The 12,646-nt window shown below is 70.0% G+C and carries 11 protein-coding genes; 6 read left to right on the plus strand and 5 right to left on the minus strand.

The features are described 5' to 3' along the window. Window positions 1–468: 468 nt before the first annotated feature. Entirely contained in the window at window positions 469–1,707 is a 1,239-nt protein-coding gene (locus KGQ19_RS23750) for an MFS transporter (protein ID WP_212011690.1), read from the minus strand. A gap of 86 nt (window positions 1,708–1,793) precedes the next feature. Between KGQ19_RS23750 and KGQ19_RS23755 the strand changes: the two genes are divergently transcribed. From KGQ19_RS23755 to KGQ19_RS23770, 4 genes are read left to right on the plus strand one after another with little or no spacing between them, the layout of a single operon-like run. After that, the gene (locus KGQ19_RS23755) at window positions 1,794–2,777 is read left to right on the plus strand and encodes a GlxA family transcriptional regulator (protein ID WP_212011692.1); all 984 of its coding nucleotides are present in this window, start codon (window positions 1,794–1,796) and stop codon (window positions 2,775–2,777) included. A 32-nt stretch (window positions 2,778–2,809) separates the two neighbouring features. Beyond that, on the plus strand, window positions 2,810–3,847 hold the full coding sequence (locus KGQ19_RS23760) for an ABC transporter ATP-binding protein (protein ID WP_230419287.1): 1,038 nt from the start codon (window positions 2,810–2,812) through the stop codon (window positions 3,845–3,847). Next, entirely contained in the window at window positions 3,844–4,986 is a 1,143-nt protein-coding gene (locus tag KGQ19_RS23765; RefSeq protein ID WP_212011696.1) for an ABC transporter permease, read from the plus strand. Before KGQ19_RS23760 ends, KGQ19_RS23765 begins: the two co-directional genes overlap by 4 nt. A 2-nt stretch (window positions 4,987–4,988) precedes the next feature. Next, window positions 4,989–5,747: an endonuclease/exonuclease/phosphatase family protein gene (locus KGQ19_RS23770; RefSeq protein ID WP_212011698.1), complete on the plus strand. Its 759-nt coding sequence runs from the start codon at window positions 4,989–4,991 to the stop codon at window positions 5,745–5,747. Between the two features lie 19 nt (window positions 5,748–5,766). On the opposite strand, the gene KGQ19_RS23775 is transcribed toward KGQ19_RS23770, so the two are convergent. Next, window positions 5,767–6,372, minus strand: a complete 606-nt coding sequence (locus tag KGQ19_RS23775) for a gluconokinase (protein ID WP_212011700.1) — start codon at window positions 6,370–6,372, stop codon at window positions 5,767–5,769. 117 nt (window positions 6,373–6,489) lie between these two features. Between KGQ19_RS23775 and KGQ19_RS23780 the strand changes: the two genes are divergently transcribed. Further along, entirely contained in the window at window positions 6,490–6,921 is a 432-nt protein-coding gene (locus KGQ19_RS23780) for a nitroreductase/quinone reductase family protein (protein ID WP_212011702.1), read from the plus strand. Between the two features lie 44 nt (window positions 6,922–6,965). Here the strand turns inward: KGQ19_RS23780 and KGQ19_RS23785 are convergent, their stop codons facing one another. Both KGQ19_RS23785 and KGQ19_RS23790 read right to left on the minus strand, forming a co-directional pair. After that, window positions 6,966–7,571 (minus strand): DUF4291 domain-containing protein, encoded by a 606-nt coding sequence (locus KGQ19_RS23785; protein ID WP_212011704.1) that lies wholly within the window; start codon window positions 7,569–7,571, stop codon window positions 6,966–6,968. A gap of 76 nt (window positions 7,572–7,647) precedes the next feature. Continuing rightward, a complete protein-coding gene (locus KGQ19_RS23790) occupies window positions 7,648–8,400 on the minus strand; it encodes a DUF1707 SHOCT-like domain-containing protein (RefSeq protein WP_212011706.1) in 753 nt (250 codons plus the stop codon). Window positions 8,401–8,722: 322 nt separating this feature from the next. Here KGQ19_RS23790 and KGQ19_RS23795 point away from each other — a divergent pair, with 322 nt between their 5' ends. Beyond that, on the plus strand, window positions 8,723–11,482 hold the full coding sequence (locus KGQ19_RS23795; RefSeq protein ID WP_212011708.1) for a PKD domain-containing protein: 2,760 nt from the start codon (window positions 8,723–8,725) through the stop codon (window positions 11,480–11,482). 100 nt (window positions 11,483–11,582) lie between these two features. Here the strand turns inward: KGQ19_RS23795 and KGQ19_RS23800 are convergent, their stop codons facing one another. Then, window positions 11,583–12,623: a CapA family protein gene (locus KGQ19_RS23800; protein WP_212011709.1), complete on the minus strand. Its 1,041-nt coding sequence runs from the start codon at window positions 12,621–12,623 to the stop codon at window positions 11,583–11,585. Window positions 12,624–12,646: the final 23 nt, after the last annotated feature.

The following is a 12,646-nucleotide window of genomic DNA, read 5'->3' on the forward strand; positions in this document are numbered from 1 at the left end:
TCACACGCATGACCGCAAGCGCGCGGACTTTACCCCCGGACACCGGTGCTGTACCCCCCGGGCTGACGACGCGACCGTGGGGAACGGACCGCACCACCTCACAAACCGCCGCCGCTGAGACTGACCCGGCCACCCGAGGGAACCGCGCTAGTTTCCCTGAGGTTGCCGAGGCCCGCCGGAGGCCCGGCCCTTCATCACAGCCCTTGACCTTGACCTTCAGCTCTTGATCTTGCTTGTGGCTCTTGCCCTTGATCTTGCCTGTGCTGTTGATCTTGCTTGTGCCCCTTGCTCTGACTTGCCGGTGTTGAAGAGGCCTGAGGTGCGGCGGGGTCGTGAACGCGCGAACTGGCAGCCGACAAACATGCCCGCCGACTCGAACCCCGAACCGGCTCAACTATGACCGAAGGCCGTAAAAAGCTTTGAAACCCACAGCCAAACAGCAACCCGGCCCGCAAACCCCAGCCCCCACTAACCCGTCCGCCGAGCATTCCGCAACGTCACCACCAGCGTCAGCGCCCCGAGCGCCGCGACCGCCAGCAGCAGCGTGCTCGGCGACGCGACGTTCTTCAATGCGGACAGCACGTAGGGTGCTGCGAAGCCGAGGTAGGTGAAGGCCTGGAACACCGCGGTCATGCCGGCCAGGTCCTCGGGCGGGGCCAGGCGCTGGACCTCGGCGAGGCCGAAGACGAGCAGGACGCCGTAGCCGAAGCCCATGATGACCGCCGCGGCGAGGGTCAGGATCGCCTGGCCGGCGCCGAGGCCGGTCAGTGCGGCCACGCCTGCGTCGGTGAGGGTGCCGAGGGTGACCAGGCAGAGGCCCAGGGTCAGCAGGCGGGGGCGGCTGGGGTTCCGGCCGGCTGGGGAGGCGGCGATTCGGCGGGCGTAGGGCTGGATCAGGACGCCGGACATCGCGGTCACCGTCGCGGCGGTGCCGGCGTAGACCAGGGAGATGCCCTTGACGTGCCCGGCTGTCAGGCCCGGGAGGTAGACCATGGCGATTGTCGCGGCCGCGAACACCCATGGGGCCATCGGCAGCAGTACGCCGACGAAGCGGCGGTCGCCGAAGCCTCGCAGTCGGAGTAGGCCGCTGCCGAGGATGCCGGATTGCCAGCGCTGCACGGTTTCGGGGGTGCGGGCCAGTAGTGCCAGTGCCGTGGCGGCCAGTATCAGCTGTGGAATATAAGGGGCCTCGTATGCGGCCGGGCCCCACTGCACCAGTACCCCGGCGACCAGTGGGCCGATGCCGAAGCCGACCGTCATGGCGATCGACGCGCGCCGGGCACCCGCTCCGGCCACCGCGTTCGCGGCCGACAACTCCTTCACCCACGCGCTGCCCGCGCTGAAGGCCGCGCCGCTGGCCACGCCCATCAGTACCCGGCCGGTCGACAGCCAGGCCAGGCCGTGTGAGCCGAGCATCAGGACCACGCCGGACAGCATCGACAGCAGCACCGCGAACGTGACGACCGGGCGCCGGCCGATGCGGTCCGACAGCGGCCCGGCGATCAGCAGGCCGGGGACCAGGCCGGCCGCGTAGAGCCCGAAGATCGCCTCGGCGGCCGAGGCCGAGACGCCCATCCGCTCCCGGTAGAGCAGCACCATCGGGGCGAACTGGTTCGCGCCCCAGCCGATCGCGGTCAGTGCGAGCGCCGCGCGGGCCCAGGCCTGTCTGTGCGGTCGCACCGGGGGCTGGACCACTGTGTTCGTCACATCCGTAAGGCTCACGTATCCGATGTTCTCTTGCCTGCGCCGCGCTGCCCAGTGGCAGGAATGACAACTAGCGCTAAAATACTGACATGGGGAAGCACATCGTCGCCGTGGCCGTCACCGAGGGCGCGCCGATCTTCGAGATCTCGATCCCGGTCGAGGTGTTCGGCCGGGTCCGCCCCGGCATGGCCGATCTCGGCTATCAGGTCCAGATCTGCAACCCGGAGTCAGGTCCCGTATTCGCCGGCGGCGGCTTCGTCGCGCCCGGCGGCCACACCTACGCCGCGCTCGCCAAGGCGGACACGGTGATCCTGTCGGCGATCAGCGACGTCCGCGAGGAGCTGTCGGCGGAGCTCATCGCGGCGGTGCGGCAGGCGCACGCGAACGGGGCCCGCGTGGCGTCCCTGTGCTCCGGCGCCTTCATCCTCGCCGCCGCCGGACTGCTCGACGGCCGGCGCGCCACCACGCACTGGCTCTACGCCGAGGAGTTCCGCAAGCGGTTCCCGGCCGTGCTGCTCGATCCGGCGGTCCTGTACATCGACCACGGCGACGTGCTCACCAGCGCGGGCACCACGGCCGGGATCGACCTGTGCCTGGCCATGGTCGCCGCCGACCACGGCGCGGACGTCGCCAACACGCTGGCTCGGCGGCTGGTCGCGCCGACGCACCGCAGCGGCGGGCAGGCGCAGTACGTCGAGACGCCGGCCCCGCCGGCCGCTGGGCGCGACGGCCTCGGCCCGCTGCTGGACTGGATGCGGACGCACCTGGATGAGCCGCTGACCGTCGCGGCCCTGGCCCGGCAGGCGAACGTCGCCGAGCGCACCCTGATCCGCCGCTTCCACACCGCGGTCGGCACCACGCCCGGGAAATGGCTCACCGCGCAACGGGTTCTGCACGCGCGCCGCCTGCTGGAGACGACCGACCTGCCGGTGGAGCGGGTCGCCTCCGCGGCCGGGCTCGGCGGGGCGGCGAACCTGCGGCACCACTTCACCGAGGTGGTCGGGGTGGCGCCGAGCGACTATCGGCGGTCGTTCCGCGGGGTCGCCGCCGCGTCGTCGGCCCATGGGGAGTAGCTAGGATCAGGCCAGGCAATACGGGAGGCTTGATGCTGGAGCTAGAGGGGCTGCGCAAACGCTACGGCGACCGCGTCGCGTTGGACGGCGTGACCTTCTCGGTGCGTCCGGGGGAGTTGTACGGCTTCGTCGGGACCAACGGTGCGGGCAAGACCACGACCATGCGGATCACGCTGGGGGTGCTGGAGCCCGACGCCGGGTCTGTGCGGTTCGGCGGCAAGCCGGTGGACACCGCCACCCGGCGGACGTTCGGCTACATGCCCGAGGAACGCGGTCTGTATCCGAAGATGCGCGTCGGCGACCAGCTGCGCTACCTCGCCGAGTTGCACGGCATGAGCCGCCGCGACGCGGACCAGGCCGCCAAGTACTGGATGGAGCGGCTGTCGGTCGCCGAGCGGGCCGAGGACCGGGTCGAGGCGCTGTCGCTGGGCAACCAGCAGCGGGTGCAGCTGGCCGCGGCGCTGGTGCACCATCCGGCGGTGCTGGTGCTCGACGAGCCGTTCTCCGGGCTGGACCCGGTCGGCGTCGACAACCTCGCCGAGGTGCTGCGCGAGCGGGCCGCCGAGGGCGTGCCGGTGGTGTTCTCCAGCCATCAGCTGGAGCTGGTCGAGCGGCTGTGTGACTCGATCGGCATCATCTACCGGGGCCGGATGGTCGCCACCGGGACCGTGGACGGGCTGCGGGCCTCGCGGGCCGAGGTGGTGCTGCGGGTCGGGACCGACGCGGCGCCCGGCTGGGCCGACGCCCTGGCCGGGGTCCAGTCCGCCGACTACGGGGCGACCACCACGCTGATCCTCACCGCAGACGCCGACGACCAGGTGATTCTGGACGCCGCGCGGGCTTTGGGGCCGGTGCGGGAGTTCACGCCGCTGCGGCCGAGTCTGGCCGAGTTGTTCCGGGAGGCCGTCGCCGACCACAACGGCGAGGGCGACGGTGACGGCGAGGGTGACGGGGATGCTGCCGGCGGCGGTGAAGGCGGTGGTGCCGGCAACGGTGCTGGCGGCGCCTCCGACGGCGCCTCCGAAGCCCCGCCCGCCGCGAGCACCGACAAGGAAGGAGTCACCGCGTGAACGGTCGTACCGTCCGGCTGGTCATGCGCCGGGAGTTCACCGAGCGCGGCCGCGACCGCGGGTTCGCCATCTCGGTGGCAGTCTCGCTGCTGATCGTGCTGGTGGCCGTGGTGATCTCCGCGCTGGTCTCGAACCGGGACAAGACGCCGTCGTTCACCGTCGGCTTCGCCGGCCCCCGGGCCGCCGTCGAGCAGCAGTTCGCCGACCAGCAGGCCCCGGTCTACAAGATAAAGCTGACCTCCAGCGTGGTCACCGACTCGGCCGGGGCGCAGGCGCTGGTCAAGAGCGGCCGGCTGGACGCGCTGGTCGACGGCGGCCAGATCTACGTGCAGGATTCGGTCGATCCCAAGCTGGCGCCGGTGCTGGCCGGGGCCAACCTGGCCTCGCAGCTGCCGGACCTGGACCAGGTGCAGGGCCAGAGCACGGTGAAGCTGGCGCCGAAGGATCCGGACGCCGGGCAGCGCAAGACCGTCGCGCTGGTCGCCGAGATCATGCTGTTCAGCCAGATGATCGCCTATTGCATGTGGGTCGCCACCGGGGTGGTGGAGGAGAAGGCCAGCCGGGTCATCGAGATCCTGCTGTCCAGCACCTCGGCGCGGGCGCTGCTGACCGGGAAGATCATCGGGATCGGGGCGCTGGGGCTGTTGCAGCTGGCCGCCACCGCCGCGGTCGGGATCGGGGCCGGCTCGGCGACCGGGGCGCTGCACATGACCGGGCAGATCTGGCAGACCGTCGGAATCGTCGCGGTCTGGTTCGTCCTGGGCTACATCTTCTACGCCGCCGCCTACGCCGCGGTGGCCGCGCGGGTGTCGCGGCAGGAGGAGATGCAGACCGCGGTGCAGCCGCTGAACCTGGTGCTGATGGTGCCCTACTTCGCGGCGTTCGCGGCCCTGAGCAACCCCGACGCGGTCTGGGTGCGGGTGCTGTCGCTGGTGCCGCCGTTCTCGGTGCTGATCCAGCCGGTGCGGATCGCCGGCGGGGACGCGGCGTGGTGGGAGCCGGTGGCGGCGATCGGGTTGATGGCCGTTCTGACGGTCGGGATCGTCGCGGCCGGCGCGCGGGTGTATGAGAACTCTGTGTTGCGGTTCGGGTCCAAGGTCCCGATGCGGGTCGCCTGGACCGCGGGGAGGAAGGCGTAGCCGTGCCGAAGGTCCGGGTGCTGTCGTTCAATACGTTGGTCCGCGGCGAGCCCAGGGTGCGGTTGCGCGCGCTGGCCGAGGTGCTGGCCGATTCCGACTACGACGTGGTCTGCCTGCAGGAGCTGTGGATCCCGCCGAACTTCGGGCTGCTGCGGTCGCTGACCAAGGCCTCGTTCCCGTACGCGGCCCACGGCCCGCGGCTGCCGAGGATCACCGGCGGACTGCTGACGCTGTCCCGCATCCCGCTGGTCGGGCACCGCTATGAGGTGCTGGCGGCGCCCGCGCCGTGGCGCCGGGATCTGGTGATGCGCCGCGGCGTGCTGATGACCCGCTTCAACGACGGCGGGGAGTTCTTCACCGTCACCAACACCCACCTGACACCCAACCGCCCGGCGGACTGGTCGAAGGCCGCGCCGATCACGCGGGTGCAGCAGGCGGAGCTGGCGCGGCTGGCGAAGTCGGTGCGGCGGATCCAGTCCGGCGAGCCGGTGATCGCGGTCGGGGACTTCAACGTGCCCCGCGACTCCTGGCTCTTCGAGGGCTTCGCCGCCGCCTCCGGGCTGCGCGACGCGTTCGACGGGGACGCCGCGACCACGTTCCGGCCGGTGCCGGGCTGGGACGGCGCGGCCCTGGACCAGGTGCTGGTGACGCCGGGGGTGGCGGCCAAGGCCGAGGTGGTGTTCCAGGACAAGGTGCGGATGGCCGACGGGCGGGAGCGGTACTTGTCGGACCACTACGGGGTGGCTGCGACGATTGGGTAGGTGGAGCGTTCGGCGCTCGCTAGTCCTGCCGCCGCCCCGCCTTCGACGGCAGAAACGCCGCCAGCCCCTCCCAGGTGATGATGTGGTCGACGGTCTGCTTGGGGGAGCCGGCCGACTTGACCATCAGCACGTCCTCCTCTGGCGCGGGCGGCTCCAGGGTGGAGAGCTGGCTGCCGAGCATGTCGGCGTGGAACATGTGGCCCCGGCGGTCGGTGAGGCGTTGGTGCAGGGTCTTGAGGTCGACCACCAGGTAGACCATGCGGACCTGGGGTCGTCCGGTGCGCAGGCGGTCGCGGTAGGAGCGTTTGAGGGCGGAGCAGGCGATGACGGCCGGGCGGCCGGCTTCGGCTTCCTTGTCGATCCAGCCGCCGATCTCGTCGAGCCAGGGGAGCCGGTCGGCGTCGGTGAGCGGTTCGTGGGCGGCCATCTTGGCGACGTTGCTGCCCGGGTGGAACGCGTCGCCGTCGGCCCAGTCCCAGCCCAGGCGGCCGGCCAGGGCGGCGCCGACGGTGGATTTGCCGCTGCCGGAGACGCCGGTGATGACGACGACGGGCGGGGGCTGTGTCGGCCGGGACGGAGTCGTCGGCCGGGGTGTCCGCGGCGTGGCGGGGGTCGGTCGCACCATGGCTCCAGCCTGGCATCGCGGGGGTCGCGGTGCCTGTCGGTGCGGCCGGATGGGCTATCCGGGGGAACTGCCTACCTGCGGGGAATAAAAGCCCTTCCGTACAGAGCTGCCGCCGACATGAGCAACGACGAGATGCGTTCCTGGAACGACAAGATCATCGAAGAGTTCCGCGCCAACGCGGGCAGCGTCGAGCAGTTCGGCGGCAAGGGGTTGGTGCTGCTGCACCACAAGGGTGCGAAGTCGGGGACCACGTACGTCAGCCCGCTCGCCGGCTTCGCGCAGGGCGACGACGAGTGGCTGATCGTCGCCTCCAACGCCGGACGGGACAACCACCCGGCGTGGTACTACAACCTCCAGGCGAACCCCGAGACCGAGCTCGAGGTGCCCGGGGACGACGACGTGCAGACCGTGCGGGTCACGGCTCGCGTCGCCGGTGACGATGAGCGCGACGGCCTGTTCGAGGGGATCGTCGCCAAGGCGCCGCAGTTCGGCGAGTACCAGACGGGGACGCCTCGGCGGATTCCCGTCGTGGTGTTGGCACGGGCCTGAGACTTATCACGGCGCGCGGGTGGCGGTTCGGCTGTGGGTACTGACTACATGCCGAGCCGCCGGGCGATCTCCACCGGCACCTCGTAAGGCCGCTCCTTCGGCAGGTGCTCAGCGGCGCGGTCCTTGCGCCCCTCCTTGATCAGCTCCGCCATCTTCCGCACCGTCGGCGTGATGTCGCGGATCTCGGTGGTCCAGTCCTCGACGTACTCCGCGACGATGTGGCGGCTCAGCCCGACCTGGATCGAGCGCGCGTCCAGGACCGCGCCGGACAGCGTGCGCTCCGGGTCCCACTGCACGTTCACCGTCGCGTGCTTGATCTGCCGCTCCCAGTCCGCGCGGTCGGCGTACACCCCGCTCTCGTAGCTGGTCAGCACCGCCTGGGACAGCGCCTTCTCCCAGCCCGCACGCGTGATCCGTACCGCCAAGACGCGTTCCTGCCCCGGTTTGCGGGCCCAGCCGCAGCGGCCCATCATCCACAGGAACGACGGCTTGATCCACGTCATCCGGCTCAGCGAGAAGGGCGCTACGAAGCGTTGCGCCCGCACCGCCGCGTCGGCGATCTCGGCGCGGTAGGCCTGGTAGACGACGATCGATGTGCGGTCGCAGTCGGCGCGTACTTGGTACAGCGGAAGGTTGTTCGTGTTGGCCATGACGGCTCCCGTTCTGATCGTGCTTCGGGGGAGTCTGGCGCACGGGGCGTCTGGGCGCCCGGGAATTATCGCCGGCTCAGCGGTTCAGGTACCGCTGCTCCCACGACCATGGGTTGTGGTCCCGGTCGCTGGGCCGGTGCACCACGACCTTGCCGAAGCGCGACTTGCCGGTGATGCGGATCAGCGGACCGTCTTCCTCGCCCTCGGCCGCGGCGCCGGTGACCGAGCGCTTGCCGAACAGCGCGCCGCCCTCGTCCACCACGCGGGCGTTCTTCGGGACGGTGATGATCGCCTTGCCGCAGAAGGTGTTGACGTCCAGCGTGATCTCGCGGCCGGGCAGCACGGCGTCGGCCAGGTTGACGATCAGGGCGCCGAAGGTCGCGGTGGCCTTGGTGTGCCGGCCGGCGACCCAGCGGCCGGAGCGGATCAGCTTGCTGAAGGTGGCGGTCAGCTCCTGGCGCTCGACGGCCGAGATCGGGCTGGCCGGGCCGTGGCGCAGGTCGTCCGGGAGGTCGGCGGTGAGCGGGACCAGTTCGGCGCGGGTCGTGGCGCTGTACGCCGCGTCGATGCGCTCGGCCAGCTCGGTGCTGGTCAGCCGGCCCTGGGCCAGTGCTTCGGACAGGACGGCGGCCACCTCGTCGCGCTCGGCGTCGGAGGCCCGGACCTGCCCGGCGGCGACCGGAGCGGCGGCCGGAGCGACAGCCGGAGTAGCGACCGGATCGGCGGCCGGAGCGACAGCCGAAGTCGTGACCGGATCGGCAGCCGGAGCCGAGGACGTGGCCGGCGCCGTGGCCGGGACGAACTGGTTCTCTTCGGGCGCGGAGGTCATGCGAGCAGTGTAGCGGGAAACCGGGGAGAACGCGATATGTCGCGTTGGGCTGCCGGTCGTCCTGCCGGTCGTCCTGCCGGTCGTCCAGCCGGTCGTCCAACCGGTGGCCCGGCCGGTCGCCGGAGCAGTCGCCGGGGTCGGCGCGCCCGGCGCGGTATCAACGCCATGCGTTGCCCCAACTGTGGACGAACGACGAATGAAAGCCTTCGCTATCAGCGTCTTCTGTGCCTCGATAGGTCTTGTCCGGACCCTTATTCCCTTAGACAATACCGTCGCCACTTCATGCGCCAACCCCCACATTCGGCCCGCTACGGGAGTATCCATGATCAGATGGAAACGTTGGATCACAGGCGCCGCTGTTCTAGCCCTCACAGTGGGCGGCATCACCGGCGTCGCACAGGGTGTGGGCGCCAAGGGGCCGGAATCCGGGCCCGGCTCGTGCACCCTGAACGGCTGGAACCCCTCGACCGACCCGGCGAACGCGAAGAGCCTGCCGGTCGGGCAGCGTCCACAGACGTACAAGCCGGATGACTTCAACTGTTCCAGTGCGGTGTTCGCGCCGCTGGGGGCGGAGTTCCAGAAGTTCCCGCAGCCGCACGATTTCAATATCAAGAACACCCAGGTCTACGTGCCCTCGGCCAACGGCCAGCCGGCGACGCTGGCGCAGAAGCCGGCCGCGGCGGTGAACCCGCTGGCGCCGTACTTCCCGCCGTTCCAGCACTTCGTCGTGATCTACCGCGAGAACCACACCTTCGACGACTACCTGGGTGACTGTGCCACCACCGTCCAGGCCGGTTGCAACGGGCAGGTCGAGAGCACCAACCACATCAGCTCGGTCCCGGACCTGCACAGCCTGGCCAAGACCTACGCGCTGTCCGACGCCTACAGCACCGGGACGCAGCCGCCGTCGGGCCCGAACCACTGGTGGATGTTCTCCGCTCAGTCGCAGTCCAGCTCGCAGCAGCAGTCCTACCCCGCCAGCGGGACGCAGTTCGACCGCTTTCTGATGAACACCAACGGTCCGACGGACGAGGGCACCAACGCGTGCACGGCCCCGACCGGCACCGGTAGCGGCAGCAGCCCCTACACGTTCGTCATGAACGGCGACTTCTACTGGATGCTCTCCAGCGGCTCCGGCTACTGGAAGAACCCGGCCGACGGCAAGCTCGAGGTCCTGCCGCCGAACCGTCCGGGCACGAACATCCCGGAGGAGCTGCACTACAACGAGTACACCTGCTCCAACCAGAGCCTTCCGGACAGCACCATCGCCAACGACTACATCAACTTCGTCGGCACCAACGGGCTGCCGGCCTACAGCTACGTCGAGCTGTTCAACGACCACCCGGGCACCTACCAGGACATCGCCGGCAACGACACGGCGACGAACAACGTGGTGAACGCGATCGAGAACAACCCGACGTACGCGGGCAACACCCTGATCGTGGTGACCGAGGACGACACCCAGAACGGCAACAACGGCGCGGACCACGTGAGCAACACCTACCGCGTGCCGCTGGTCGTCATCGGCCCGTCCCAGTACGTCAAGCAGCACTACCTGTCGCACGTCGCGTACTCGACCAACAACGTGATCGCGGCGATGGAACGCACGATGCAGAACGTGAAGTCCGGCATCATCGACCCGAACGACAACATCGGGCCGACGACGTTCCCCATGACCACCAACGACCAGGCCGCGCTGGGTGACCCGTTGGAGGACTTCTGGGTCCAGGGCACGACACCGTTGTCGGCATCGGCCACGGCCTCGCCGACCACCGGCAACGCCCCGCTGGCGGTGAACTTCACCGGCTCGGCCACCGGCGGCACGGCGCCGTACACGTACAGCTGGAACTTCGGTGACGGCTCGACGAGCACGGCGCAGAGCCCCAGCCACACCTACAGCAGCGCGGGTTCGTACACTGCGACGCTGACGGTGACGGACGCTTCCTCGCCGGCGAAGACGGCGACGTCCCAGGTCGCGGTGAACGTCAGCGCGATCGGCAATCCGCTGGCGGCGTCGGCGGCGGGCAACCCGACCTCGGGGCAGATCCCGCTGACGGTGAACTTCACGGGGACCGCGACGGGCGGCACTCCGGCATACCACTACAGCTGGAACTTCGGTGACGGTTCGGCGGCCAGCACGGCGCAGAACCCGAGCCACACCTACTCGACCGTCGGGACCTACACGGCGACGTTGACGGTGACCGACAGCGCCTCCCCGGCGAACTCGGCGTCCTCGACGGTCAGCGTCACCGCCGATCCGATCGCCAGCGTGCCACCCAGCGCGCCGCAGAACCTGACAGCCTCCGGCGGCACCGGCCAGGTGACCCTGAACTGGCAGGCGCCGTCCAGTACGGGGGGTGAGACCCTCACGAAGTACAGCGTCTACCGCGGCACGTCCAGCGGTACGGAGTCGCTGCTCACCTCGGGGCCGTGCGCCAGCCTGAGCGGCACCACTTTGACGTGCACGGATACCGGGCTGACCGCCGGGACGACCTACTACTACCGGGTGACCGCGTCGAACCCGGTGGGCGAGGGCGGCCAGAGCAACGAGGTCAGCGCCACCCCGACCGGGAGCACCGGCGGCTGCACCGCCGGGCAGCTGCTGGGCAACCCGGGCTTCGAGAACGGGCCGTCCAGCCCGGCGCCGTGGTCGGTCACCTCGACGCACACGCCGCTGTCGGTGATCAACAGCAGCAGCAACCAGCCGCCGCACAGCGGGACGTACGACGCGTGGCTCGACGGCTGGGGCAAGAGCACGACGGACACGTTGTCGCAGACGGTGACGCTGCCCGCGGGGTGCACGACGTACAAGTTCAACTACTACATGCACATCGACACCGCGGAGACCACGACGACGACCAAGTACGACACGTTGCAGCTACAGCTGCTCAGCAGTTCGGGCTCGGTACTGAAGAACATGTACACGTACTCGAACCTGAACGCGAACACCGGATACTCGCTGCACTCGTTCGACCTGTCGGCTTACGCCGGGCAGACCGTGACGATCAAGTTCACCGGGACCGAGGACTCGGAGTACCAGACGTCGTTCGTCATCGACGACACGGCTTTGAACGTGAGCTGATAGAGCGCGCGTGGGGCCGGCCGGGTGGTTGCACCCGGCCGGTTTTGTTTGTCGGTGCGCGGTGCGCGGTGCGCGGTTTCCGGGGTCCGGGGCGGTGGGCTCAGCCGAGCGTCAGCAGGCCTTCGGAGTCCAGCAAGCCCAGCACGTCCTTCGGCGAGCTGAGCGACGCTGACAGCGTGGCAAGGCGGCTCAGGGCGGCGCGGGCGTCGTCGCCGGAGAGCGGCCGTACGTCGTTGTCCTCGCCGCGCCGAACGGGATGGACCTGGACGCTTCGCAGGCGGCGGTCCTCGATGCCGCAGTGCAGGACGAGTCCGTCGAGATGGCGGCCGGCCATCGCCGGCCAGTCGAAGACGAAGTTGCCCAGGCTGTAGAAGATGGGCCGGCCGCGATGTAGTTCGATGCCTTGGACGCTGTGCGGGCCGTGGCCCATGACGAGGTCGGCGCCGGCGTCGATCGCGGCTCGGCCGATCGTCCGCTGGTAGTCGCAGACCTCGTCGCCGGCCACGCCCCAGTGGCAGGAGAGCACCAGGACGTCGCAGCCGGTGCGTAGTGCTTCGACGTCGCGGACCATGGCGGCCAGTTCGTGGGGATAGGGCTCGGTCAGGACTCTGGGCGGCCGCCCGGGGACCTCGGCCGATCGCAGATCCGGTACGTAGGAGGTCGAGGCGCGCAGGGTCGCCACTCCCGGCGTCTGCGGCCCGGCGGCCATCCCGAAGGGCCAGCAGATGGCGGTGTAGGCCAGGAAGCCGAACCGTACCCCGTCGCGCTCGGACACGACCGGGCGGTGCGCCGCGCTGAGGTCCGCACCGGCACCGCAGTGGGCGATCCCCGCGCTGTCGAGGGTGCTGAGGCCGGTCAGCATCGCCTTGGGGGGGAAGGTGACGTTGTTGGCGACGCTGACCGCGTCGATGCCGGCCGCGGCCAGGCCTTCGACCATCTCCGGCGCGGAGTGCCGCCAGTTCGGCTTGTGCGCGATATCAGGGGTCTGCGGATCCTGCCCGGGTCCGCACAGCACGCCTTCGAGGTTGACGAACCGCACGTCGGCGGTTGCCAACAAATCTCGCACGTGCTGGAAGGCGGAGGCAGGATCCGTGCGCCCCTGTAGGTTGACGTCTCCGGCGAGCATCAAGATCTGCGACATGCCTTGACGCTATCCCGGAGCGC

It is taken from the genome of Catenulispora pinistramenti (assembly GCF_018274385.1).
GTDB lineage: Bacteria > Actinomycetota > Actinomycetes > Streptomycetales > Catenulisporaceae > Catenulispora > Catenulispora pinistramenti.